At 71.8% G+C, this 23,024-nt stretch carries 20 protein-coding genes; 13 read left to right on the top strand and 7 right to left on the bottom strand.

Translation table 11 applies throughout. The features are described from left to right. Nucleotides 1–224: 224 nt before the first annotated feature. The 9 genes from GA0070606_RS01935 to GA0070606_RS01895 all read left to right on the top strand — a co-directional run bounded on the left by GA0070606_RS01935 (nt 225) and on the right by GA0070606_RS01895 (nt 11,878). Nucleotides 225–1,289, top strand: coding sequence for a TauD/TfdA family dioxygenase (locus GA0070606_RS01935; protein ID WP_141721515.1), 1,065 nt, complete (start codon nt 225–227; stop codon nt 1,287–1,289). Next, nucleotides 1,286–2,341: an alpha-hydroxy acid oxidase gene (locus tag GA0070606_RS01930; protein ID WP_176737192.1), complete on the top strand. Its 1,056-nt coding sequence runs from the start codon at nt 1,286–1,288 to the stop codon at nt 2,339–2,341. The genes GA0070606_RS01935 and GA0070606_RS01930 overlap by 4 nt, the downstream gene beginning before the upstream one ends. A gap of 223 nt (nt 2,342–2,564) precedes the next feature. Then, on the top strand, nt 2,565–3,794 hold the full coding sequence (locus tag GA0070606_RS01925; RefSeq protein WP_091094772.1) for a cytochrome P450: 1,230 nt from the start codon (nt 2,565–2,567) through the stop codon (nt 3,792–3,794). Then, complete coding sequence (locus GA0070606_RS01920; protein ID WP_091094771.1) at nt 3,791–4,633, top strand: alpha/beta fold hydrolase; 843 nt, start codon at nt 3,791–3,793, stop codon at nt 4,631–4,633. The genes GA0070606_RS01925 and GA0070606_RS01920 overlap by 4 nt, the downstream gene beginning before the upstream one ends. Next, nucleotides 4,630–5,958, top strand: a complete 1,329-nt coding sequence (locus GA0070606_RS01915; protein WP_141721513.1) for an ATP-grasp domain-containing protein — start codon at nt 4,630–4,632, stop codon at nt 5,956–5,958. The genes GA0070606_RS01920 and GA0070606_RS01915 overlap by 4 nt, the downstream gene beginning before the upstream one ends. Beyond that, nucleotides 5,955–7,181, top strand: coding sequence for an MFS transporter (locus GA0070606_RS01910; protein WP_141721511.1), 1,227 nt, complete (start codon nt 5,955–5,957; stop codon nt 7,179–7,181). Before GA0070606_RS01915 ends, GA0070606_RS01910 begins: the two co-directional genes overlap by 4 nt. A 173-nt stretch (nt 7,182–7,354) precedes the next feature. Beyond that, nucleotides 7,355–10,939 carry a trypsin-like peptidase domain-containing protein gene (locus tag GA0070606_RS01905; RefSeq protein ID WP_091094768.1) on the top strand — a complete coding sequence of 1,195 codons (3,585 nt, stop codon included), beginning with the start codon at nt 7,355–7,357 and terminating at the stop codon, nt 10,937–10,939. 78 nt (nt 10,940–11,017) lie between these two features. Further along, nucleotides 11,018–11,404: a CU044_2847 family protein gene (locus GA0070606_RS01900; protein ID WP_141721507.1), complete on the top strand. Its 387-nt coding sequence runs from the start codon at nt 11,018–11,020 to the stop codon at nt 11,402–11,404. 129 nt (nt 11,405–11,533) lie between these two features. After that, on the top strand, nt 11,534–11,878 hold the full coding sequence (locus tag GA0070606_RS01895) for a VOC family protein (RefSeq protein ID WP_091094766.1): 345 nt from the start codon (nt 11,534–11,536) through the stop codon (nt 11,876–11,878). A gap of 79 nt (nt 11,879–11,957) precedes the next feature. On the opposite strand, the gene GA0070606_RS01890 is transcribed toward GA0070606_RS01895, so the two are convergent. From GA0070606_RS01890 to GA0070606_RS01880, 3 genes are all read right to left on the bottom strand, one after another. Continuing rightward, entirely contained in the window at nt 11,958–12,710 is a 753-nt protein-coding gene (locus GA0070606_RS01890) for a GNAT family N-acetyltransferase (protein ID WP_091094765.1), read from the bottom strand. Nucleotides 12,711–13,010: 300 nt separating this feature from the next. After that, nucleotides 13,011–13,820 carry a methyltransferase domain-containing protein gene (locus GA0070606_RS01885; RefSeq protein WP_091094764.1) on the bottom strand — a complete coding sequence of 270 codons (810 nt, stop codon included), beginning with the start codon at nt 13,818–13,820 and terminating at the stop codon, nt 13,011–13,013. 54 nt (nt 13,821–13,874) lie between these two features. Continuing rightward, nucleotides 13,875–14,354, bottom strand: a complete 480-nt coding sequence (locus GA0070606_RS01880) for an NUDIX domain-containing protein (protein ID WP_091094763.1) — start codon at nt 14,352–14,354, stop codon at nt 13,875–13,877. A 281-nt stretch (nt 14,355–14,635) separates the two neighbouring features. On the opposite strand from GA0070606_RS01880, the gene GA0070606_RS01875 reads away from it, so the two are divergent. Further along, nucleotides 14,636–15,481, top strand: coding sequence for a sulfotransferase family protein (locus tag GA0070606_RS01875; RefSeq protein ID WP_245724536.1), 846 nt, complete (start codon nt 14,636–14,638; stop codon nt 15,479–15,481). Between the two features lie 10 nt (nt 15,482–15,491). Here the strand turns inward: GA0070606_RS01875 and GA0070606_RS01870 are convergent, their stop codons facing one another. After that, nucleotides 15,492–16,046, bottom strand: coding sequence for a hypothetical protein (locus tag GA0070606_RS01870; RefSeq protein WP_091094761.1), 555 nt, complete (start codon nt 16,044–16,046; stop codon nt 15,492–15,494). A 278-nt stretch (nt 16,047–16,324) separates the two neighbouring features. On the opposite strand from GA0070606_RS01870, the gene GA0070606_RS01865 reads away from it, so the two are divergent. After that, entirely contained in the window at nt 16,325–16,867 is a 543-nt protein-coding gene (locus tag GA0070606_RS01865; RefSeq protein WP_218105935.1) for a VOC family protein, read from the top strand. Nucleotides 16,868–17,034: 167 nt separating this feature from the next. On the opposite strand, the gene GA0070606_RS01860 is transcribed toward GA0070606_RS01865, so the two are convergent. Next, nucleotides 17,035–17,496 carry a hypothetical protein gene (locus GA0070606_RS01860; RefSeq protein WP_091094760.1) on the bottom strand — a complete coding sequence of 154 codons (462 nt, stop codon included), beginning with the start codon at nt 17,494–17,496 and terminating at the stop codon, nt 17,035–17,037. A gap of 251 nt (nt 17,497–17,747) precedes the next feature. Between GA0070606_RS01860 and GA0070606_RS01855 the strand changes: the two genes are divergently transcribed. Further along, nucleotides 17,748–18,371 (top strand): YdeI/OmpD-associated family protein, encoded by a 624-nt coding sequence (locus GA0070606_RS01855; protein WP_091094759.1) that lies wholly within the window; start codon nt 17,748–17,750, stop codon nt 18,369–18,371. Between the two features lie 919 nt (nt 18,372–19,290). Then, entirely contained in the window at nt 19,291–20,229 is a 939-nt protein-coding gene (locus GA0070606_RS01850; RefSeq protein ID WP_141721505.1) for a hypothetical protein, read from the top strand. Between the two features lie 497 nt (nt 20,230–20,726). Here GA0070606_RS01850 and GA0070606_RS31805 read toward each other — a convergent pair whose 3' ends face one another. Then, nucleotides 20,727–21,242, bottom strand: coding sequence for a hypothetical protein (locus tag GA0070606_RS31805; protein ID WP_141721503.1), 516 nt, complete (start codon nt 21,240–21,242; stop codon nt 20,727–20,729). A 370-nt stretch (nt 21,243–21,612) separates the two neighbouring features. Next, a complete protein-coding gene (locus GA0070606_RS01835; protein ID WP_091094755.1) occupies nt 21,613–22,728 on the bottom strand; it encodes a MerR family transcriptional regulator in 1,116 nt (371 codons plus the stop codon). Nucleotides 22,729–23,024: the final 296 nt, after the last annotated feature.

Here is a 23,024-nt window from a genome sequence, read left to right as displayed (position 1 = left end):
ACGTGACCTGCGGAGACGCGGGAAGATTCATGATCGCGCGCGCGGGTGATTCCATTCGCGGGTTGCGACCCCCGCAGTCGCCTGCCTAGGATTGGGTCCGCAACGGGGCTTAACGGGGATTCTGCAACGCCTGCCTTCGCGAGTCGCACTTCGCTGTGGCCTGCGGATTGTCCGTTTGCACCGCTCCCTGGCAGTTTGGCACTCGGGCAAGGGGAGTAGCGCGCGTGAGTGAAAGCAGTGCAGCTTCGCACATAGGCGCAGACGCGGAGGGAATTGCCGCGGTCCACATCTCGTCGGTGGAGGCCGGCGAAATGGCCCGGCTGGTATCGGATCACGTCATTGGCCGCGCTCCTGGCCAGGTCGATTATCGGGAGACCGGCGCACATTTCCGCCTGGCCGAGCTGAGCGGTTCGATCCTGCCCGAGCGGGTCCGTGACGCGCTGGCCGGGCTGCGCGAGGGCGGCCACGACGCCGTCGTCGTGCACGGCCTGCCCGCCGACCCGCTCGACGACCACCAGCAGCCCGACGGCAGCCACGACGGGCGCGACGGCATCGACGGTGGCGCGGAGGCCACCCCGCAGCCGCTGCTGGGCTGGACGTGGCTGGGCATGGTGACCAGGCAGCTCGGCCACGAGTACGGCTATCGCGCCGAGAAGGGCGGCAATCTCGTCCACGACGTGCGCCCCCGGCCGGACGGGGCCGCCACCCAGTCCAACGCGTCGTCCGAGGTGGATCTCCAGCTGCACACCGAGGTGGCGTTCCACGAGATCCGCCCCGACTTCGTGTTGCTCTACGGCGTGCGAAGCCCGCAGCCGCGGCCCGCCACCCGCCTGGTCCGGATCGCTGACGCCGTCCGCGAATGCTCGCCGGAAACGGTACGCAGACTGCGCGAGCCGCGTTTCACAATCGCCGCACCCGACAGTTTCTCCGTCGGCGAAGAAGCGGTGGACGGCATTCGCCCGATCGGTGGGACGCCCGGCTGGCCCACCATTCGGTGGCACAGTTCCATCGCCGGCGACGACCCGTCGGACAAGGCCGCGATAACCGAATTCCGCGCCGCCGCCGAACGTGTCGCACACCGCGTCCGGCTCGCCCCCGGCAGCTTACTGGCCTTTTCCAACAGTCGATGCCTGCACGGCCGCGACGCGTTCGAAGCGCATTACGACGGACGCGACCGCTGGTTGCTGCGCACCTATGTGCTCCGCGATATCACGCGCCTGATGAGCCGTTACGGCCCGCCACCGGGCAACGGGGCCGTCCGTCGGCTGGCCGAGACGAGGACCGCATGATCACCGCACGGATGCTCGATCTCGACGACGTCCAGCGGGCCTGCCGGTTCGCCCTGGACGACGCCCGGTGGTCATACCTCGCCGGCGGCGCCGGCCGCGACGACTGCGTCCGGGAGAACGAGGCGGCGCTACGTCGGCACCGGCTGCGGCCGCGACCCCTCGGTGGCACGGCCGACCCGGACCTGAGCGTCGACGTGCTGGGCTTCACCGCCACGATGCCCCTGCTGCTCGCGCCGACCAGCCCGTTGCGGCTCTTCCACCCGGAGGCGGAGCTGCCGGTGTCGCGGGCCGCGCGACGCGCCGGCGTGCTGCCCATCGTCAGCAACGACAGTCACCACAGCTTGACCGAGATCGCCAAGCAGGGGCCGTTCTGGTTCCAGCTGTACTGCTACGGCAGCCGAGCCGACGTCGCCCGCACGATCCGGCTCGCCGAATCGTGCGACGCGCAGGCGTTGGTGGTCACGATCGACAACAGTCATCCTTCGCGGCGCCTCGCCATGCTGCGGTCCGGGTTCGCGACACCACCCGAGGTCGAGTTCGGAATCCACCGCGAGAGCGGCTTCTCCGACGGCGAGGTGCCCCCCGACACCCGGCTGCCGCGCTGGCCGCTGACCTGGGAACTGCTCGACGTCATCCGCGCCGAGACGCGACTGCCGGTCGTCGTCAAGGGGGTGCTGCACCCCGCCGACGCCGCCGCGCTCGCGGACCGCGGAGTGGCCGGCCTGATCGTGTCCAACCACGGCGGGCGGCAGCTCAACGACTCCATCGCCGCGATCGACGCGCTGCCCGCCGTCGTGGCCGCGGTGGACGGCCGGCTGCCGGTCCTCATGGACGGCGGCATCCGTACCGGCGGCGACGTCGTCAAGGCACTGGCGGCAGGCGCCACGGCGGTGTGCGTCGGACGCCCGTACGTCTGGGGTCTGGTCCTCGACGGCGAGGAAGGCGTGCTGCACGTGCTCGATCTCCTGCGGGCGGAACTGCTCGACGTCGCCCGGCAGATGGGGCTGCGCGACCTGCGCGACGTCCCGGCAGACCTGGTGGCGCCGACCTGACCACGGTCGGGTCCCCGGCGCACCACCGAGGCGGGCACGGCGCTGTGCCGTGCCGGAGGTTCGGCGAACAGAGGTGGGGAGGTGTTGACATGATCCGGCGGATCAAGGCGCGTTTCGCGCGCAAGGCCCTCGCGGGCGCGTACCCCTGGCACTGAGCCCGATGAACGGTGGCCGGTGATCGCCGTGGCGGTCACCGGCCACCACCGGACAACCGGAGGAGACGTTGGCGACGCTGACGCCGCCGGTCCAGGCGAACCTGTCGCGGGCCGACCTGATCGAGGAGTACGACCGGGACCGGCTCGGCTTCGTGATGCGCGCCGTCCGCCGCTACGGCCCTGTGGTGGAGCTGAGCCCCGGCACGGTGCTCGTCGCCGACGGCGAGGTCGCGCACGACGTGCTGCGGCGGACCAACCGCGACTTCCTGATGGACCGCGACCGCGCGTGGCGTCCCACCGACAGCCGCCGCGGCGAGGACGCGCTGGAAAGCTGGATGTCGGCGCGCCGGGCGATGCTGTCCGCGCTCTCCGGCGACCTGGTCGCCGAGCACCTGCGCTGGTACTCGGCCTCGCTGACGACGCTGCTCGACACCTGGGCGGGGCAGGGCCGCACCGCCGACCCGCTGCGACCACTGATGCGGCTCAGCACCGACGCCTTCCTGCGGCTGTGCACCGGCCCGTCGGTGTCGCCCGACGAGCGCGCCGGGCTCGCCACGGCCGTGGCCGGACTACTGGACGCGCTCAATCCGATCGTGCGCTCGTCGTACGAGCTGCCCTGGTTTCTCGACCGGCTGACCGGACGCCGCCGCCGTGCCGCCCGCGCCCAGCATCGGCTGGAGACGGGGCTGGCCGCGTTGGTCGACAGGCCGCCACCGGCCGGTCTGGTCGCGGCGCTGCGGGACGCCGGAGTGCCCCGCGAACCGCTGGTCCGCATCCTGGTCTCCGCCGCCATCGCGGCTCGACTGGTCCCGGCGGCGGCGAACGTGTGGACGCTGCGGGCGATGGCGGTGCACCAGCCGACCGACGAGCCCGCCCATGTCGTCGACGAGGTGCTGCGGATGTGGCCGCCGACCTGGCTGATCCACCGGGCCACCCACGCCGAGACAGCCAGCGGTCCGTGGCGGTTCCCGGCGCACGCGGCACTGATGATCTGCCCCTACGCGATCCACCGCGACGAACGCCACTGGGCGGACCCGACGGAGTTCCGCCCCGCACGCTGGCGCGACGGCCGCCCGCCGGCCGGCGCCTACCTGCCGTTCGGCGGCGGCCCGCGCTGGTGCGTCGGCACCCACCTGGCCAAGGCGCAGCTCGTCGAGGCCGTCCGGGTGTTCCGGCACTACCGTCTCGTGGACGACTCGGGGCCCGTCACGACCGACACGAACTCCACCCTCCACCCCCGCGGCCTCGCCCTGCGCGTCGGCCGTGCCGCTGCACCAGAAAGGAACACCACACGGTGAGAGTCCGCGCCGGGAACGTACGCCTGCACGTCACGACGATCGGTGACGACTGGCGCGACGGCGTCCGACGGCCCGAGATCATCGCGGTGCACGGCGGTCCCGGCATCGACGGTGGCATGCTGCGCCTGACGATGCTCCCCGCCGCCGAGTACGCCCAGGTGATCATCCCCGACCTGCGCGGCCACGGCCGCAGCGACCGGGGCGAGCCGTCCGACTGGACGCTCGACACGTGGGCCGACGACCTGGCGGCGCTGGTGGACACGCTCGGCCTGGAACGGCCCTACCTGCTCGGCACGTCGTTCGGCGGATTCGTCGTCCAGCGGTTCATGGGTCGCCACCCCGACCTGCTCGCCGGCGCGATCCTGGTCGGCACCGGCGCCCGGCAGGCGAGCCACGACGAGATCGTGGAACGCCACCGGGTGCTCGGTGGCGCCCGCGCGGCGGAGGTGATGCGCCGGTCGCTGACCGACAACTCGCCCGACGCCGAACGCGAGTGGGCCGAGGTCTGCGGGCCGCTCGCGATCCGACGCGAGCCCGACGGGGCGTACCAGCGGGCGGTCCGCAACCGGATCGGCACCCCCGAGGTCAACGCCGCCTTCATCCCGCAGTTGCCGGAGCTCGACCTGCGGCCCGACCTGGCCGCCGCGACGTGCCGGGTGATGGTGCTGGTCGGCGAGTTCGACCCGCTGATCCCGTACGCCGTCGCCGACGAGATCGTGGCGAGCCTGCCGGGCCGCTCCGGCGAACTGCACGTCGTGCCTGGCGCGAGCCACCAGGTGATCTGGGACGCCCCGGACACCGCACACGCGCTGATCCGCAAGTTCACGGAGGGGTCATGAGCATGTACTTCGTCCAGCCCACCCCCGACCAGTTCCGCGTTGCCACCGCGGAACTGCGCGAGCTGTCCTCGCCGTACGCGCGGGAACGCCTAGTCTACCAACCGCCGGTCGAGTCGCCCGAGCAGGTGCGCCGGCTGGAGGCAGCCTGCCAGGCGGTCTTCGAAGGGCTGGACGCGGTGCTGCGCGACGTCTGCGACGGCGACGTGCTGCAGATGGCCGCGCTGTGCCGGGCGACCCCACCCGAGCTGCAGTTCCTCACGCACCAGACACACCAGAACTGGTCGACGGTCGCCCGCCCCGACGTGATCACCTCAGCCGGACGGACCGTCGTCGTCGAGATCAACGGGGATTCCCCGGCCGGCCTGTTCGGCCTGCACGACATCATCGCGCGCACCCAGTCCGCGTTCCGGCAACCCTCGCCGCAGGCACCCGCCCATCCGACGGTGGCGATGCGCGGCCTGCTGGGCAGCCTCGAGCGCAGCTTCGGCCGACCCGACGGCATGGTGGCCATCTGCTACTGGCGGCACGAGCAGCAGGCCGGCCCGCTCGACTGGCAGTACGAGCTGTTCGCCCGGGAGCTGCGGCGCCACGGGGTCGAGGCGGCCCACTGCGCCGTCGAGGATCTCGAGCTCGGCGACGACGGCGTGCGTCTCGATGGCCACCCGGTTCAGGTCATCTACCGGTACTTCGAGTCGCCCGACCCCACCGACCAGGACGAGTTCACCGTGCTCAAGCAGCTGTTCGCGCTGGCCGACGCGGGCCGGGTCGGCCTGTACACCGGCTACCGCGCCGAGGTGCTGGCGTCCAAGGCGGCGCTGGCGGTGCTCTCCGACGAGACCGTGGTGGATCGACTCGGCGCCGACCTGCGCAAGCGGCTGGCCGCGCACGTCCCGTGGACCCGCGTGCTGGAGCCGCGACAGACCACGATCGAGGGCCACGAGATCGACCTGCTGCCGTGGGTCGACCGCAACCGCGAGCGGCTCATCCTCAAACCGGTACGCGGGCACGCCGGCAAGGGCATCACGGTGGGGCGCGAGGTGTCCCCGCGGGCATGGGCCGAGGCGGTCGCCGCAGGCGTGCGCGGCGGAACCGGCGATCACCCGTACATCGTCCAGCAGGTCTTCGACCCGGACCCGCTGCCGGTGGCTTTCGTCGACGCGTCCGGCGAGGCCACGGTCACGCGAGCGCCGTCGGTGAACGGGGTGTTCATCGTGGACGGTGAGGCGGTGGCGGTGCTGCGCCGCTACGCCGTCAACGCGACCGGGACCATCAACATCAACCCCTTCAGCGGGTACGCGCCGTCGCCGGTGTGGTCCACGGCATGAGGCGGAGCCCAGCGACGACGCTGCTCGCCGCCGGCGCCTCCGCCAGCCTCGGTGACGGCATCCGCTACGCCGCCTTCCCGCTGCTCGCCGTGCACGTGACGACCAATCCGGTCAGCGTGGGCGCGGTCTCGGCCGCGCTGTCCACCGCGCACCTGCTGTTCGGCTTCCACGTCGGTGCCGCGGTCGACCGGTTCGACCGCGTCCGCCTGCTGCGGTACATGCAGCTCTCCCGCGTCGCCGTCGTGCTGGTGCTCGTCGTGGCGGTCCTGGCCGGTCAGGCTTCGCTGCCCCTGCTGCTGGCGGCGGCCTTCCTGCTGGGGGCGGCCGAGTTGGCGGCCGACACCGCGGTGCAGTCGCTGACTCCGGTGCTCGTGCAGGACGCCGGGCTCGAACGGTTGAACGCCGGGCTCACCGCCTCGCAGTCGATCGGCGAGGACTTCGCCGGCCCGGCCGCGGGTGGCCTGTTGTTCTCGCTCAGCCCGGCGGCCCCGTTCGCGGTGATCGCCGCCGCGATGGGTGGCAGTTGGGGGTTGCTGACGCGGCTGCGGCTGCCGCCACGTGAGGCCCCGCCGCCCAGGCCCCGCCGGTCGCTCACGGCCGAGGCACGGGAAGGCTTCCTCTACCTGATCCACCACCCCTCGCTGCGTTCCCAGGCCCTGTGGGCAGCGGCCATGAACCTGAGCGTCGCCGCGGCGAGCGCGACCCTCGTCCTCTACGTCGTGCAGGAACTGCGACTGAGCGACAGCACGTACGGGTGGCTGCTGACCGGCGCCGGAGTCGGTGGCCTGGCCGGCGCCGCCGCCTCACCGTGGACCATCAGGGTTCTCGGCCGCCTCGGCACGATGATCGCCGCCAGCCTTGTCGCCGGCGTGGTCACCCTCGGCATCGCGTTCACCACGTCGGTCTGGCTGATCGCGGTCTTCCAGTTCCTGGCGGGCTTCTCCGGGGTGTCGTTCTCGGTGGTCGGTCGCTCCTTGCGGCAGAGCATCACCCCGGACGCCCTGATGGGCCGGGTCACCAGCGCCTACCGCCTGATCGGCTTCGGCGCCCTGCCGTTGGGCGCCCTCGCCGGCGGTGCCGTCGCGCACTGGCTGAGCCTCGGCACCCCGTTCCTGCTGGCGGGCGGCCTGATGATCGTCAGCACGCTGACGCTGGGCCTGCTCACCCGCCGCGCTCAGGCGGCCGCCGCCACCACCCCGGAAGCTGCGCAGCGGGGAGCATAGGGCACCCCGGCCCGCCGATCACCGGCCCGGACCCGGTTCCGCGGCGTCTTGCGGCTCCGCTGTCATCTTTCAGCGCCTTGCCCGCCACCCCTTGCCGCGTGCGGGACAGGCAGGTGATCGTATGCATCCATCGAGCGGGCGTCTCCGCGCAGGAAAGGTCGGTGCCACGGCTGATGAGCGGTCCGGTGGCGGGCGGCCACGTCGACGAACTGCTGGGCCGGTGCCTGGTCCGCCTCGGCGCCCCGGGGGCCAGCGGCGGGACGGGCTTCTTCGTGGCGCCGGGCACGATCCTGACGTGCGCCCACGCCGTCGCGGGCGCCTCCGGCGGTTCCGTCGAGGTCGATCTGGGCACCCGCACCGTCGCGGGTGTCGTCGCCGGCGTCCACCCGCCGACCGGCGGGATAGGGATGTACCCGTACCCGGACCTGGCAGTCGTCACGGTCGACGAGACGTGCGGGCACGGCATCGTCGTCCTCGACGAAGGGCTGCCCCTGCTCGACGACCGGCTGCACGCCGTGGGCTTCAGCTCGACCCTGGGCGGGCGCTCCGGCGCGGAGCCGGCGACATACACGTTCGACGGGCTGCACCCCACCGACGACGGGATGCTGCTGAAGCTGGGCGCCGGCGCCCATGCCAGCGCCGGGATGAGCGGCGCGCCCCTGCTGAACCTGCGCACCGGCCGAGTCTGCGGAATCGTCAAGACCACCAGGGACAACGAGCATCCGTACGGCGGCTGGGCGGTTCCGGTCCGCGCACTGCGGGCGTACGAACCGGAGCTGCTGGTCACCTCGGCGGGCTTCCACGAGAGGGACCGGGCATGGGCGGCGGCGTTCACCGAAGCGGTTGGTGTCGATCCGGCGCCCGCCGGCCCGCACGCCCTGCCCCCGGGACTGGAAGCCCTGCTGGGGCCCACCCCGGCACTGCGGCAGGCCTGCGTGGCGCTGATCGCGGCGTACCAGGACCGGCTGGGAGCCGACGGCGGCCGACAGTTCCGGGACCGGCTGCACCGGCTGCTCGCTCTCGCCGTCGCCCACGCCGCGCCCGAGGCTCTGGGGACGTTGGGCGGCCGCGACGCGGCGCTGCTGACCAGGGCGGGGGCGCACGTGGCATCCTGCGAGGCGATGCCGGCCGTCGACCTGGCGCGGCTGGTGGCGGCGGACGCCGTGCTGCGGCGGCTGTGGTACCGGCACGTCGACCGCACCCGCCGACTGACCGCACGCACCTGGGAACGGGTCAGCGGCCTGCCCGGCGGCAACCTTCCCGATCCTCGGGCGCTGGGCCGGCTCACAAGCGACCTCGGCCCCGCCGAGCAGGCAGCCGTCTCGCTGTTCCTGGAGACGGAACTGTCCGAGGTGGCCGCAGCCGCCTTCCGGCACCCGGCCGGCGGGTCCGGCGACGCCACCGGGCAGGGGCGTCTCGGCGCCGCGTCGAACGGTGCCGAACCGTTCGCCGGGTGCGACGCGCTGGCCGGGCTGGTCGTCACGACCCTGGCCGAGCCGTTGCGGGTCCTCGTCGCCCGCTGCGTCGAACGCTTCGAAGGCGTACGCGCCGTGGCCGGCACCCGCCCGCTCTACGTCGGCGTGCTGCTGCGCACGGCACTGACCGCCCGGCGGTTGCTCGACGCAGGACCGGACGGCGATCTGACGCCGGTGTCCTCGCCGAACACACCGGACCATCGGCTTCGGCGCCTGCAGCAACTGGTGGTCGACGTGCAACCGGAAAGCGAGATCGACGGCGAGACGCTGCGGCTGGTGGTGACCCCGGACAGCCCGTCGACGGTGCAGACCATGCTCGGCGAGATCGACAGGCTGCGGGAGGTCGTCGACCACGGCACGGCGACGTTGGCCCAGTACCACGTCGCCGGCCGGGAGGCGGGTCTGCGCCTGCGACACCCCCGGATCCGCAGCAGCGTCGACGACCCGGCGCACTACGTGCGCAGCCACCGGTTCGACTTCGAATCGACACCGGGGCAGATCACCCTCAACGTCGCAAACGTCCTGCCGCTGCTGGTTCGCCCGCTCTACGGCGACCGTCCCGAGGTCGGCGTCCGGGAACTGCTCCAGAACGCGCTCGACGCGGTGTGGGCGCGGCGAGGGCTGGCGGAGCCGGGAACCGCGGAGGCGTCCTCCGGCGAGGTGCGGATCGCCGTCAGCGACGGCAGCGGGGCGCGCGGGCCGGTCCCGCCCGCGCCGGGTTCGACGCCGGCGGCGCCAGCACACTGGACGCACTGGCTGGAGGTGCGCGACGACGGAGTGGGAATGACCACGGACGTCGTCCGTGAGCACTTCCTCAGCGTGGGCGGCTCCTACGACCCGGCCGAGGACGCCCGGCTGCGTGCCGGCGGCCGGCCGGGCGCGCCGCTGCGCATCGGTCGGTTCGGCGTCGGGGTGCTCGCCGGGTTCCTGCTGGGTGCCGAGATCCAGGTGATCACGCGACACGTGGCAGCCGAGGAGGCGGTGCACTTCGTGATGCGGGAGGACACCGAGCTCGTCGAGCTGTACCGGTGCGCCGCCCCGGTCGGCACCACCGTGCGGGTGCAGCTGACCCCCGCGCGGTACGACCGGCTGCTGCGGGAGCCGGGCGGGTGGGACTGGTACCACTTCCTGGACCCGCCCGCCACCCGGACCGTGGTGCGCGAGGGCGCGGCGACCGCTCTCGCCTCCAGCGGCCCGCCGTTGGACCCGAGCGACGACCTGGTCTGGCGTCGCCTCGAGGTCACCGGTTACGGGGAGGTCTTCTGGACCCCGTCGGAGGAGTCCTACCGCGGCCGCATCTACGTCAACGGCATCCGGGTGGCCGCGCCACACCGCAACTTCGACCGCAACCTGATGCAGCCGGTCTCCCAGTTGAAACAACCCGTCGTCAGCATTGCCGACCACGCCGGAGCCTGCGCCCTGAACCTCACCCGGGACCGCTTCGTCGAATACCCGCAGCCGGTCCTGGACGAGGTCCGCCGGGACGCGCTGCGCGACCAGGTCGCCTGGTACGCCGGCTTGGCCGCCGCCGGGCCCGACCAGCTGGTCGGGTGGGAGTCGCCCCTGTGGGAATGTCGGCTGTACAACGCCGGCGAGGGCGACGGAGTGGTCCACGGGGTGCCGTACGTGGTGTCCCACTCGCACGTCGCCGCCCTGGTGCCGGCGCTGCTGGCCGAGGCGGGCTTCGAAGAGGTCTACTTCCTGCTGTTCAGCGGTTCGATCCGGACCCGCGAGGAATCCGAGCTTCCCGACCGGCGTGCCCGCCGCGTCGCCGACCTGGCCCGGCTGGCCCGTGCCCTCGGGGCGCCGGTGGGCATGATGAAGGTCGACATGTTCGGTGGTTTCGGCTACAACCCGCTGGCGGCGGGCACCTCGGAGACGTTCCGGTTCGGTTCGTGGTCGGCGGCGGCGTCGTCACTGTCGCAGCTCGTCACCGTGGCCAGGGGAGAGGCGTACGCGGCCATGCACCCCGAGAGCCTCGTGGGACAGGACGACGGCTGGATGCAGCTGTCCCTGCGCAGCGGATCGGACACCGGCGGCCCACCCGACCTGCTGACCGACGTCGACCGGAACCTCGTGACCGAACTCGGCGGGTACGGCGTGCTGCGGGTCGTGCCCACCGGCAAGCCGTTCCGGCCGGAGGAGACGGCCGAGTTCGTGCAGATGTGGCAAGAGTTCGGGCTGCCCGCGGCACTTCCCCTCGGTGTCGACGTGGGCGACTGTTCGGCCTCGGCAGCCGACGAGCTTCGCGTACGAATCAGCAGGGTTCGTCGGCCGGACTGAACGAACTCCGGGCGGAAGCCCCGCACCCGGCGGCCCTCAAGACCCTGTCCGCGCCTGGTCACCACAGAAAGAGGTCTCATGTCGAGATTGGTCAAGGTACAGCTGCCCAGCGGCCAGCAGATCTGGGCGCAGGTCACCGACGGCCCGGCCGACGTCGGCGCGGCCGACGCCCTGCGATCGTTGTCCGCCGAGGACCTCCGCGACACCATCGAGGGAGTCGCCCAGAGCGTCGCAGCGGCGGCCGAGAGCGTGCTGCCCGATCAGGTGAGCCTCGAATTCGGCCTGGAGCTGTCGCTGAAGACGGGCAAGCTGACCAGTGTGCTGGCCGAAGCCGCCGGAAAGGCGAGCCTGAAGCTGACCCTCACCTGGGACACGACCGGCGGTCGGGCGCCCGGCACGAGATCGGCGCCCGGGGACGACGAGACGTCGGGCGGGACGGCCGGGCCGCCGGAACAGTCCAGTTGAGGCAACCGGGGCGAACCGTTCTCGCCGCCCCCGCGCACGGTCAGGGGGCGTGGGACAGGGACGCGGCCATATAGTGGCGGGATGCGGAAGATCCACCCTGCACAGTGACCTACCGGAGGTCGGACAGCCATGCAGGTCTACTACCTCGAGATCGTGACCAGGGAAGTCGACGTGGTGTGTGCCGCCTACGCGGCCGCCAATGGAGTGGAGTTCGGCGAGCCGGACGCCGGGCTCGGCAACGCACGCACGGCCGCCATGCCGGGAGGCGGGCTGGTGGGGGTACGGGCCCCGTTGCGTGACACCGAGGAGCCGGTGGTGCGCCCCTACTGGCTGGTGGATGACATCAAGGCGGCCGTCGCCGCGGTGGCAAAGGCCGGCGGCGAGATAGCCGTGGAGCCCCTGGAGATTCCCGGGCGCGGCACCTTCGCCATCTACGTCCTGGGCGGCAACGACCACGGCCTCTGGCAGCGGTAGACCACGGCTGGACACGCCGCGGAGGTGGCCCGGGCCCGGGTCGGGTCGGTGGACCCGGGCCCGGGCCCTGTGTCGGACGTCAGTTCAGGGCGATGTAGAGCCGTTGACCGGCAGGTCGGTAGCCGGCGCGCTCGTAGATCCGCCACGACTCCTCACCGGAGGCCTCCAGCCAGGCGACCTCCGCGCCGGTGGCGAACAGCCGCCGGGTCGTCTCAGCGGTGATCGCCCCCGCCAGTCCCCGGCGGCGGTAGGGCGTGCGAACGGCGATGCCGGCGACCTCGCTTACCGCGCCAACGGGCGGGGTTGCTCCGCCCCCTCCCGCACAGGCGCCGTCGTCGGTGACGGCCATGACGGCCACGCCGCCGGCGTCCTGCTGGTGTCGGAGCCGAGCCACGTCAGCCTCCGAGGCCGCCGGATCTTGGCCGAAGGCCTCGTTCTGCGCGCTGATCAGCGCGGCGCGTTCGGAATCGGTGCCCGGTTCGCGAAGGTGGAGGCCTTCGTGCGTGGGCAGCCACTTCGATGTGCCGGGCACACAGAGCAGATAGGTGTGCCGGGCTTCCACGGTGAAGCCGGCGGCGGTCAGAAGCGCCTCCAGGTCGGGGGCGCAACCGGTGACGTACTCCAGGCGGGGCTTGCGATCGACCGCGCGGAAGGCGGCGACCAGGGCAGCGACGTCGCGCGCGGTGATGGCGGCACCGGGACGCGGCGTCGCGTAGTTGATGTAGGGACTGGTCGTCGTCGGATCGATTCCGATGACGAACGGTCCCACCTCTACCGGGGCGGGCCGGTTGGACAGGTTGGCGACGACGGACTGCTGGATGCGGAAATCCATGAGCTACGTGACCTCGATGCATGGGGAAGTTGCGGCGGGCGGAAGAAGCGTTGGACCGCTCGACCGTGCTCAAGCCACGCGACGACCATTCGTCGCGCGGTCACGCTCAGGCGGCCGCTGGGCCTACCCGGATCACAGGCGTCATTCCCTCATGCAGAGTGCCCACGCCGATCGCGTGGGTCGGCTGCAAGGCTGCCGCAGCCGCCTCGGACCTGTCAATCCTTTTCGACGACGAGGGCTCACCGTCTCGGACGGTGGCGGGAGTTGATCCTGTTGGCTGCCGGCACCCTTCCTGCTGCATCAGGTGCGGCAGAGGATCTCCCCGTGCAGAATGACGAGCCAGCCGTCGTCGGCTGCGGCCCACTCCCGCCAGCCCAGCGAGATGCGGCGCAGATCCTCCTCGGTCGCCATGTCCGAGATCACCAACTGCCGGGCCAGGTCTGAGCGCAGGATCCGCTCCGCCCACATCCCGCCCCACCAATGACGGTCCTCGGGGGTGGCGAAGCACCAGGTGCTCGCGGTGGCGGTGACGTCGTCGAAACCGGCGGCGCGGGCCCAGGAGAGCAGGCGACGTCCGGCGTCCGGCTCGCCGCGGTTGGCGCGGGCGGCGCGTCGGTAGAGGGCAAGCCATTCGTCCAGCACGGGGAGGTTCGGGAACCAGGTGAACGCGGCGTAGTCGCTGTCCCGGGCGGCGACGAGGCCGCCGGGGCGGCAGACCCGCCGCATCTCGCGCAGCGCCCGCACCGGATCGGCCACGTGCTGGAGCACCTGGTGGGCGTGGACCACGTCGAAGGTGTCGTCGTCGAAGTCGAGGGAGTGCGCGTCGGAGACCGCGAAGTCGATGTTGTCCTGGCCTCGTGCGGCGGCCTCGGCCCGGGCGAGCCGTAGCGCCTCGGCGCTCATCTCGACGGCGGTGACACGGCCGGGCGCCACCCGGGCGGCGAGGTCGGTGGTGATGGTGCCCGGCCCGCAGCCGACGTCGAGCAGGGACGCGCCCGACGCGAGGTGGGGCAGCAGGTAGGCGGCCGAGTTCTCCGCGGTCCGCCAGCGGTGCGACCGCAACACCGACTCGTGGTGCCCGTGCGTGTAGGCGTTCTCGGCACTCACCATGGCGGCCCAACCTCCCGGACGACTCCCTGACGGGGCCTGTCGAGCATAGTTCCATCATCTCGGATCGCAGGACGGCCATCCTGAATCTTGGGATGGGTGTGTCGCTGGCCAGGCGTCGCGACGAGGTAGCCCGCCAGCCTCGGGCAGAGAAGCGACCAGAGCCACCAGGCCGCCATGCACGAGAGGGAGGTCGCCCAGCTCGCCGATCCCGACCCATGCGATGTCGTCATGCTCGTCAGGTGCACGGTTGGTCGGAGAGCCAACCCAGTCTCCAACGTGCCAGACGCCCACGTGAACGGCGTCCTCACCACTGCCGACACGCAAGTCGCCCAACCGTGAAGAGGACTCCGCCGCGATGTGCACACCGAGCTCCTCGCGCATCTCGCGCGCGAGGGCTTGTAGCTCCGACTCACCCGCTTCGACATGTCCCCCGGGCAGATCCCAGAGATCCGGGTACGCCCGGCGGGTCGGGCTGCGGTGCACCAGCAGGACCGCGCCGTTCGCAACGAGTGCGCCGGTGACGACGACATGCATGGCGCGATCAGAGCACAGGGCTGGGACAATCCCGCTCGGGCCGCAGCGGCGACGGTCTCGTCGGCGGCCCGCCGCTTCGACGGCTGCCGACCGCGGCGGTGCGGGTCCGGTGCCCCGGCGGCGGGTGACGGGGACAAACGGCTTGCACCGGCGTCGGGCCCAGAGTTTGACTGCTCGCCATGCCTTCCCCCTCACCGATCTTCGTTGCGGGTACGGGGCGTTCGGGGACGTCACGGATCGCCGACATCATCGGCGAACATCCGCTGATCCATCGGATTCCCATGGAGACCAGGTTTCTCGTCGACCCGGGCGGTCTGCGGGACCTCACCGACGCGCTCACCTGTCGATACGACCCCACCGTCGGTGAGGACGCCCTGCGCCGGCTGAGCGACCTGCTGACCGTACGAGTGCCCGGCCGGCGCGACGATCGCGGCAGGACCGTTCCCGAGCTGGTCGGCGAGCGGCGCTACCGGGACGCGGTGCGTCAGCTCTGGCCGCAGTTGATCGCGTGTGCGTACGACGAACCTGCCCCCGCCGAAGGCTTCGGGGACGCCGGCGGGCCGTTCGAGCCGCTGAGCCGCCGACGGGTACTCCCCAGGTATTTCAGCGACCGGGGTGAACTGCTCGGAATCCTGCGGGGCCCGGTAGACACCATGTTCGGCGGAGCAGCCGCCGACGCGGGCAAGCCGACCTGGTGCGAGAAGACTCCGTTCAACCTGCTGTGCATGGAGTTCCTCTGGGAACTGGTCCCCGAAGCGACGATCGTGCACATCAAGCGTCACCCGCTCTCCGTGCTCGCATCCCACCTCGCCCAGCCATGGGCACCGCCCACCGTCGACGGCGTGCTCGCCTACCTCAAGCCGGTCTACCACCGACGGCTCACCTGGAAGAGCACGTTCGACCTGGCAGGCAGGCGATACATCGAGGTGAGGGCGGAAGATCTCGCAGCCGACTGGGCCGGGCAGCGCCGCGCCCTGTTCGAACGGCTCGACGTCGACGACTTCGCCACCCCTTCAGCGTTTCAGTCGCACAGGCTGACGAATCGCGACGACCAGCTCGACGACGACACCCGCGAGTTCGTCGAGGAGGCACTCGGCGAGATCATCCCGGCCATGGGATATGGGTGACGGTTCTCGCTCACCGATCGTGCGGAAGGGTTACGGTGACGACCGTGCGGCCCGTGGCGTCGCGCGCGGTCACCGGGGGCGGCCGGCGGGAACCCCACACCACGACCAGGTGGCCGTGGTACGGGATGGGCAGGCGGCGGTCACCGACCGTGAACTCTGCGATCCCCGCGCCGACAAGCACCGTCGCCGCGCGTACCCAGCGCCCGGTCCAAGGCGGTGGACGGTCGGGGCCCTGCAGGACGGCGGCGCCGCCGTTCACCATGACCTGGTGCGGCGCGAGGTCGTCCCGGGCCCGTTCGAACGCCTCCGCGGTGCGGTCCTCGTAGCCGCTCGACGACCCCCCGCCGCCCAGCCTCCGCCAGCCGCCGTCGTCGTCGCGCACCAGCAGGTGGGTCTCGTCCCAGAAGCAGCCGGCGCCGCGGCGCAGGAACCGCGCGGCGGCGACGTCACCGTCCACGTCGACCGCGACCGGCGCGAACCGACGGCGACGGCTCAGCCGCACCGGTTGGTCCGGCAGCCCGTCGGCGATCAGCCGAACGCTCTCGGCCAAGGCGTCGTAGGCCACCCGACGACGGTACCCACGCCGATCGCCTCCCCGCAGCCACAGCGCCGGCGACCTTCGGACATGCGCCCGTCGACAGCGGACGGCAGGCACCCACGAAACGACGGATCAGCCGAGACGGGCATGCGTCGTCTGTGGTTCCGGGAGGATCCACGGCGATGCCGCATCTTGGTAGAGTCGGCACCTCTCCCCAAAGCCGGTGAGCGCGAACGGCGATGCTGTCGAGGGATTCCGTCGTTGCCCACGCATCGGCGGTCCCAACTTCAGCCGGCCCGCTCAGCATGCTCGCGTTCGCGGCCGACTCCGTCGCGGGCGTGGCGGGTCAGATCCCGATCGCTCACCGCGGCAGCAGATACATGATCGATACGACGGGAGCACAATTCATGTCGCATGTTCGGCGCTTCGACCACGTCGGCATCACGGTCGCAGATCTCGATGCCGTGACCGACTTCTTCGTGGCGCTCGGCTTGGAGGTCGAGGGCAGGGCGTTCGTCGAGGGCGAGTTCCTGGAGACGGTCTGCGGCATTCCCGACGCCCGCACCGAGATCGTCATGCTGAAGTCGCCCGGGGACGGCGCCCGCCTGGAGCTCGCGAGGTTCGTGCGGCCGAAGTCGGTGCCGGGCTCGCCGGCGGCCATGGCGAACGAACTGGGGTTGCGCAACGTGTCGTTCGAGGTCGACGACCTGCGGGCCGCTGTCGACTGGGCAGCCGGCGAGGGCTACGGACTCGTCGGTGGCGTCGGCGAATACGAGGGTGCCTGGCGGATGGCCTACGTCCGGGGGCCCGAGGGGATCATCGTCTCACTGGCCGAGCGCCTCGGCTGAGCCTCGCAGCGCGCGCACCCGCAGCCGACCGGGCGTCACGGATCACACGCCCGCCGCCGACGTGTCGCGTCGCGCGGTCGTGCCGATGAGCGCGCCGCTGCGCAATCCGGAGGCTGCCCGCCGTCTGGACCTCGGCGTCGCGTCGCCCGCACACAGGACTGGCGTGATCAGCGAGGTGGATTGAGGGTAGCCAGGGCGGCTGCGAATTCCTCGGGTGAGAGGACAATCCGGTTACGGTGCAGCGGGGAGCCCTCGCGCCAGATCGGTGTCTCGAGGTCCCGCTCGGGATCTCGGGTCGAGACCCAGATCTGCCAGGCATCGTAGTTGGCGGCCCGGCCTGCCCAGGCGCGGCTCACCTGCGACCAGGGAACGACACGCGTACGGTGCACCAGGCGAATCTTGATGCCGTGATCGCTGACGAAGACGCCGACCAGCGTCACGCGCCACAGCACAACCTGCCACATCAGCACGAAGGCGCCGACGGCCGGCGCTGCCGTCCACGGCACCTCGCCCACCGCGAGGCCGCAGAAGGGCAGGAGGCCGGCCACGGACATCCCGCCAGCGACGACGTAGCGCAGGTTGTAGAGATCGTCCTGGCCGGATTGGTAAGCCCGGTCCCACGTCGGCATGGCCGCAGCGTACGCATCGACGACAAGCGGTCGAGCGACTGTTGGCCCGGTCGAATCTGTCGGGCCGCAGCCACCGACTTCAGCGACTCCGTGAGCAGGCCGCTCGCTCATGCCGCGAAGCTCTCCTCGCGCAGGTTGCCCGGCTCCCGAGTCATGATCGAAGGCCGAACGGCATGCGCGCCAGCAGCCCGACGAGCCGGACCGCCCCACAGGCAGACGCTGCGGCGGCGGCGCAGCGGTAGCCTGCCGTCATGGGGAGCGCCGAGCTGGAAGAGTTGATCGTCCCGGACGCCGACGCGCTGCGCGCGTGGTTGTCGGCCAACCACGCCGCGTCGCCCGGCGTCTGGCTCGCCCTGACCAGGAAGGGCGGCACGGTCACCACCCTGACCTGGCAACAGGCGGTCGACGAGGCCCTGTGTTTCGGCTGGATCGACGGGCAGGCCCGCAAAGGGGACCAGGAGACCTCCTGGATCCGGTTCACCCCTCGCAGGCCCCGCAGTTCCTGGTCACAACGCAACGTCGCCCACGTGGCCCGACTGGAGGCGCAGGGGCGGATGCAACCGGCAGGCCGTGCCGCGGTGGATGCCGCGAAGGCGGACGGTCGTTGGGCGGCCGCCTACGCCCCACCGTCGGAAGCCGAAGTGCCGGCCGATCTCTCCGCCGCCATCGCCGCCAATCCCGCCGCCCAGGCCATGTTCGACGTACTCACGAGAACCAACCGGTTCGCCCTCATCCACCGCGTCAACGCCGTCAAACGGGCGCAGACCCGGGAGCGGAAGATCGGCGAGTACGTCGCCATGCTGGCCCGTCACGAGACGATCTATCCGCAGAAGGCCCGGCCTGCGCACTCGCCGTCATCGGGAAGCTCGACGTGAGGGCCGCCGGTAGCGGTCCCGCGCCCGACCGCGGCGTGGCCGGCACCGGGCACTGCCGATCGCGCTCCGGCAGGCGCAGGTCGACATACCTGTCGGAAGGACCGTCGTAGTCGGTTGCACACGCTGTCGCGGTGCTTCATGATCTGGGTCGTGTTCGGTGTGAAGGGCGGGTTCCGCCCCGTTCGATGAGCGGGCCAGCGCCGATGAGTGGATCGGCTGATCTGGCGTGGTTGGACGACGCGCTCCGCGCGGGTGACGTCGGCAGGTACGGCCCTGCTCGGCCGAGGGCGTTCGCCGCGGTCGAGGCGGACCGCGACGGCGAGGTGACACGGCGTCTGCTGGCCCGCGCCGTCGACCCCCGTCCCGACATCCGGCTGACGGTCCTGAGGTTCCTTGCCGACCTGTGTCCACAGTCGGATCCGTGGCCGGCGGCCGCCGAGGCTGCGGCGGTGCCCGCACCGACCCCGACGAGCGGGTGCGGCGCGCGGGCGCCTGGTTGTTCGTGGTGGCGGCGGGCGCGAACGAGGCGATACCGGTGCTGTTCGGGCCGTCCGATCCGGTGGTGCGAACGGCGTTGGCCGAGGCGTTGTGGCTTCACGTGCTTCAGCGGGATGACCACGGCCACCGGTGGGTCGACGTGGTGGAGCGGATGCGGCGCGACGAGCTTCCAGCCGTGCGTCTCCTCGGTGCCTGCGCGGCCCTGTCGACGGCGGACCGGGCCGATTGGCCGATGCTGGACGCCGCGGTTCGCGGTGTATCTGGGCGACGCCGACGCCGAGATGCGCGCCGACGAGCAACTCGTGCGGCTCGCCCTGGCCACCCGCGCCCAGATCACCACCACCCCCACATGAACCGGCCACCGCGGCGACCGCGGACCCCGACCCGGCCGGGCCCGTACGACGACCAGGAGGACAGCCCTGTGCCCAGGACCAGACGCGAATTGGAACAGGAGCGCATGCACCGGCGGCTGGAGATCCTCCGGCTTCCCGTCGCGCCACTGCGCCACGCCGGCTACCTGGCTCCGGACCGGACCGACCGGCAGTGGGAGCGGGTACCCGAGGCGGTCGGTGTGGGCCCGGACAACCAGGCCGTCGCCGTCTGGGCCAGCCGCGAGCAGCCCCGACGGCGTCTGATCACCGTTCACGACGGCGGCCGACGGCCCGTCCGGTCCGTGCAGCTCGACGGGTGCGTCCGACCCTGGTTCGTGCAGCCCCTACCCGGCGACCGGATCCTGCTCGTCCGTGCACGGAACCAGGGCGGCGCCAACGCCGAGGTATGGACCGCCGACGGGCGCCGTGAGCACCGGGGTGACCTCGGCGACGCGATCGCGCACGTGTCGGCCACCCCCACCGGCGCGATCTGGGTCGGCTACTTCGACGAGGCCATGGCCGGCAGCGGCCCCCAGGCACACGGCCTCGCCCGGTTCACCGCAGACCTCGAGCCGGACTGGCTCTACCCGCAGGAACCCGCACTGCCGGAGATCTTCGACTGCTACGCCCTCAACGTGGCCGACGAGGCGGCCTGGACCTGCGCGTACACCCAGTTCCACCTGGTCTCCGTCACCGGCGGCAGGCCGACCGACCACGGCCAGGCGCTCCACCGCGGCGCGTACGCCCTGCTGACCGACGGCGTCACGGGCGCGTTCATCGGGGGGTACGGACCCGACTACGACCTGGTCGTCCCGTTCCGGATCGAGCGCGCGGCGGTGACAGCCGCCGGTGCGCCGGCCCGACTCGTGCTGCCCGACGGCATGGAGATCCGCAACGCTCGTACCTTCGGCCGTGGCCCCGAGCTCCACGTCATCGTCGGAACCTCCTGGTACCGCACGGACCTCGGGCCTCTCGCGTCAGTCGCGTGAGCGCGGCGGGGGCGACCGTGGCGGATGCGCGTGCTCCGAGGCGCGAACCGCCCCGGTGGCTGCCGCGCGCGAGGCCGGTCGGGGACGACCGGGCCGGCCAGCCGGCGCGGAACCACGGGCGGCTGTCCGTCCGCCGCGCTGCCCCTTGCCCATCGGCAGGCGTAGGAAGAACACCACGCTCTGCCGGCCACCGTCGGCCTCGGTTCTCCTGAGCAGATGCACGCGACCACACGCACCGCAGGCGCACGCCCGCGTCGCCCGGGCCCGGGCCGACGCGGGTCGTCGCGGCCGCCAGCGGGCGCGCGCACCGCCGACGACACGCTTCGGCTCGGAGGAGGAGAAGCGGGTCGTCGGCGGCGCGCTCGGGCTCGCGGGGTAGCGGCGGGCTGGTTCGCCTCTGCCCGCCGGTCGGCGTCCCGTCAGGGTTGGGCAGCCGCTGCGGGCGCCGGTGGACCGACCCGTTCCGGCGCGACGAGAGGTGCGGCGTCGCTACGGACCTAGTAGCACTTGACGCCGCTGGCGCGGCTCGTCACATACCATTCGTGCTGCCCGTATCCGGTCCGCATGGTGTAGCAGTTCTTCTTCGGCCACTTCCAGTGGCAGGCCACCCAGCTCTTGTCGCCAGAGGTCTTCGTGCGGTTGTTCTGGCAGATGTAGATGTTGCCGCCGCCGGTCCACTGCCCCAGCTTGAAATAGCCGTTGGCCTTGTCGTTCCGCACGTAGATGGTCTGCCGGTCGAACCGGACGCACATGGTCGCGTTGTATCCCGACGGGAAGTAGCACTGCATGTTGCTGGCGGTCGCCCCGGACCACACCGTTGACTTCGAAACGCTGATCCCGTTCTTCCAGTACAGCGACCCGGCGGACGCCGGGGATGCGGCCACTGTTGCGGAAGCCACCGCCAACACGGTTCCCAACAGGGCCGAGATGGCCACCGAGCGGAGACGTCTCACAGCCTCTCCCTTCAGGGGTATCGTTCCGGCAGCGAGCCGGAACGGCAGGTCAACCGGCATCCGGTCCGTCTACATGCCACTGTCCTCGGCGGACCGAAAATCCGCGTGCGGTCGATTTTGACAGACGTATTTCGATGTAAGGCGATGCCGGGGGCAACTTGAGGGAATCTTGAGTTTGGTTGTTGAGGTGCGTCTCTCATGCGATCCCGCGATGCTCACCGGCACGCGCCAACGAGCACAGCGCGGTCGAAGACGGGTTCTCCGACTGCCTGTTCACGGCGTCCGGCGCCCACTACGGCATTACCAGAAACTCCCGGCGATGGCGCTGTCCCTCGGCAGCCCGCGTGGGGCCATCGACTGTCAGGTCGCCCGGATCCACGGCGGGCCGGCGGAGACGGGACGAGCGCGGATCGCTTTCGTACGTGGCGACTCAGGCCACGAGTAGACGAAGCCCGAGCTCCGCCGTGTCGAGGGCGAGGAGGTCGCGGTTGCGCTCGGCCCACCGGCCCGAGGAGAGGTCTTCGCGGAGCGTGTCGACCGCCCGCCGTTCGGCCTGCGGCCCGACCCTGGTCCACACCGAAACGGCGCGGCGCACGTGCTCGTCCAGGTACGCCTCCGGCCGGCGCCAGTACGCCTCGAAGAAGCCGTCAGCGCAGTCCCAGGGGACGAGCACCGGCTCCGCGCGTCCTCCGATCGCGCGGGTCAGGTCGGCCAGCGACGGCCAGCCGACAAGAAGGTCCGCGAACTCGGGCAGGTAGTCGCGGGTGAGCCAGAACCGCCGACGCCATCCGGTGTCGTCGGCGTCGTACGTGAACACCACCACGCGGCGGGCCACCCGCCGCATCTCCCGCAGCCCCGCGACCGGGTCCGGCCAGTGATGGAGGGTGCTGACCGCCATCGCGGCGTCGAAGGACTGGTCCTCGAACGGCAGACTCTCCGCGGCGGCGGCAACGCACGGCGCCGCGCCCACGGGACGCTGCGCCCGCATGACCGCCGACGGTTCCACCGCCGTGACGTCACGGTCGGGTGGTTCGTAGGAGCCGGTGCCGGCCCCGACGTTGAGCACCGTTCGCGCGTCTCCCAGCGCGTCCCAGATGCGCGCGGCGATCCGCGGCTCGGTGCGCCGGGTCGCCGGGTAGGCGGATCCGATGGCGTCGTACAACTGCGCGCCGAACACTCTCAGTTGCTCCTCCGGCGTCGTCCTGATTCCCCTCGCCCGTGCCTCCAGCTCCCGGTCTATGGCCGTCACCATGGCGGCGGCGCGGTCGCGCTGGTCCATCAGCAGGCCGCGCAGCCGGCACAGGTGCGCGACCGCGTCGGTGGCCGGATCGTCGACCAGGTCGGCGATCTCCCGCAGTCCGAAGCCGAGCCGCCGGTAGGCGAGCACCTCTCGGAGCCGCTCCACGTTGCCGGGGGAGTAGGCCCGGTGCCCGGCAGCGGTCCGCGCGGACGGCACCAGGAGGCCGATCTCGTCGTAGTGGTGCAGTGTGCGGACGCTGACGCCGGTCAACTCCGCCACGCGCCCCACGGTCAGGTGCTCTTCCACGCCGCCGACTATGTGTCATCACGTCGCGTGAGGAGCAAGCGATCCGCCGCCGACACGACCGGGATTCCGCACACCGTGCCGGAGTGGTTCGAGGCGGAGCGTGAGCGACTCGAGGCCCTCGAGCGCGAGCGTGGGGTGACCGACGAGCACCGGTCGGCGACGGCGTGGTGGGACGCCGGTTCGCGTGGCCGGCGCGGTGGGGCGACCTCGACGTCGTCCCGGACCCCGAGGCCGCCGCGGCCCGCCCCGGCCGCTGAGCCGCGGCACAGGGCCTCTGTGGCACGCGGCCACCGCGC

Origin of the sequence: Micromonospora citrea (assembly GCF_900090315.1) — a bacterium.
Lineage (GTDB): Bacteria > Actinomycetota > Actinomycetes > Mycobacteriales > Micromonosporaceae > Micromonospora > Micromonospora citrea.
Note: the sequence above shows the minus strand (reverse complement) of the source record. Positions and strands in the feature narration are given on the sequence as shown.

Excerpts from the sequence above, each read along its gene's own strand:
- GA0070606_RS01855 (WP_091094759.1), top strand. The coding sequence starts at position 17,748 with ATGGGGAGCGCCGAGCTGGAAGAGTTGATCGTCCCGGACGCCGACGCG.
- GA0070606_RS01895 (WP_091094766.1), top strand. The coding sequence starts at position 11,534 with ATGCAGGTCTACTACCTCGAGATCGTGACCAGGGAAGTCGACGTGGTG.
- GA0070606_RS01885 (WP_091094764.1), bottom strand. The coding sequence starts at position 13,820 with ATGGTGAGTGCCGAGAACGCCTACACGCACGGGCACCACGAGTCGGTG.
- GA0070606_RS01880 (WP_091094763.1), bottom strand. The coding sequence starts at position 14,354 with ATGCATGTCGTCGTCACCGGCGCACTCGTTGCGAACGGCGCGGTCCTG.
- GA0070606_RS01900 (WP_141721507.1), top strand. The coding sequence starts at position 11,018 with ATGTCGAGATTGGTCAAGGTACAGCTGCCCAGCGGCCAGCAGATCTGG.
- GA0070606_RS01890 (WP_091094765.1), bottom strand. The coding sequence starts at position 12,710 with ATGGATTTCCGCATCCAGCAGTCCGTCGTCGCCAACCTGTCCAACCGG.
- GA0070606_RS01860 (WP_091094760.1), bottom strand. The coding sequence starts at position 17,496 with ATGCCGACGTGGGACCGGGCTTACCAATCCGGCCAGGACGATCTCTAC.
- GA0070606_RS31805 (WP_141721503.1), bottom strand. The coding sequence starts at position 21,242 with ATGCCGGTTGACCTGCCGTTCCGGCTCGCTGCCGGAACGATACCCCTG.
- GA0070606_RS01875 (WP_245724536.1), top strand. The coding sequence starts at position 14,636 with ATGGAGACCAGGTTTCTCGTCGACCCGGGCGGTCTGCGGGACCTCACC.
- GA0070606_RS01910 (WP_141721511.1), top strand. The coding sequence starts at position 5,955 with ATGAGGCGGAGCCCAGCGACGACGCTGCTCGCCGCCGGCGCCTCCGCC.
- GA0070606_RS01930 (WP_176737192.1), top strand. The coding sequence starts at position 1,286 with ATGATCACCGCACGGATGCTCGATCTCGACGACGTCCAGCGGGCCTGC.
- GA0070606_RS01905 (WP_091094768.1), top strand. The coding sequence starts at position 7,355 with ATGAGCGGTCCGGTGGCGGGCGGCCACGTCGACGAACTGCTGGGCCGG.
- GA0070606_RS01915 (WP_141721513.1), top strand. The coding sequence starts at position 4,630 with ATGAGCATGTACTTCGTCCAGCCCACCCCCGACCAGTTCCGCGTTGCC.
- GA0070606_RS01865 (WP_218105935.1), top strand. The coding sequence starts at position 16,325 with ATGCTCGCGTTCGCGGCCGACTCCGTCGCGGGCGTGGCGGGTCAGATC.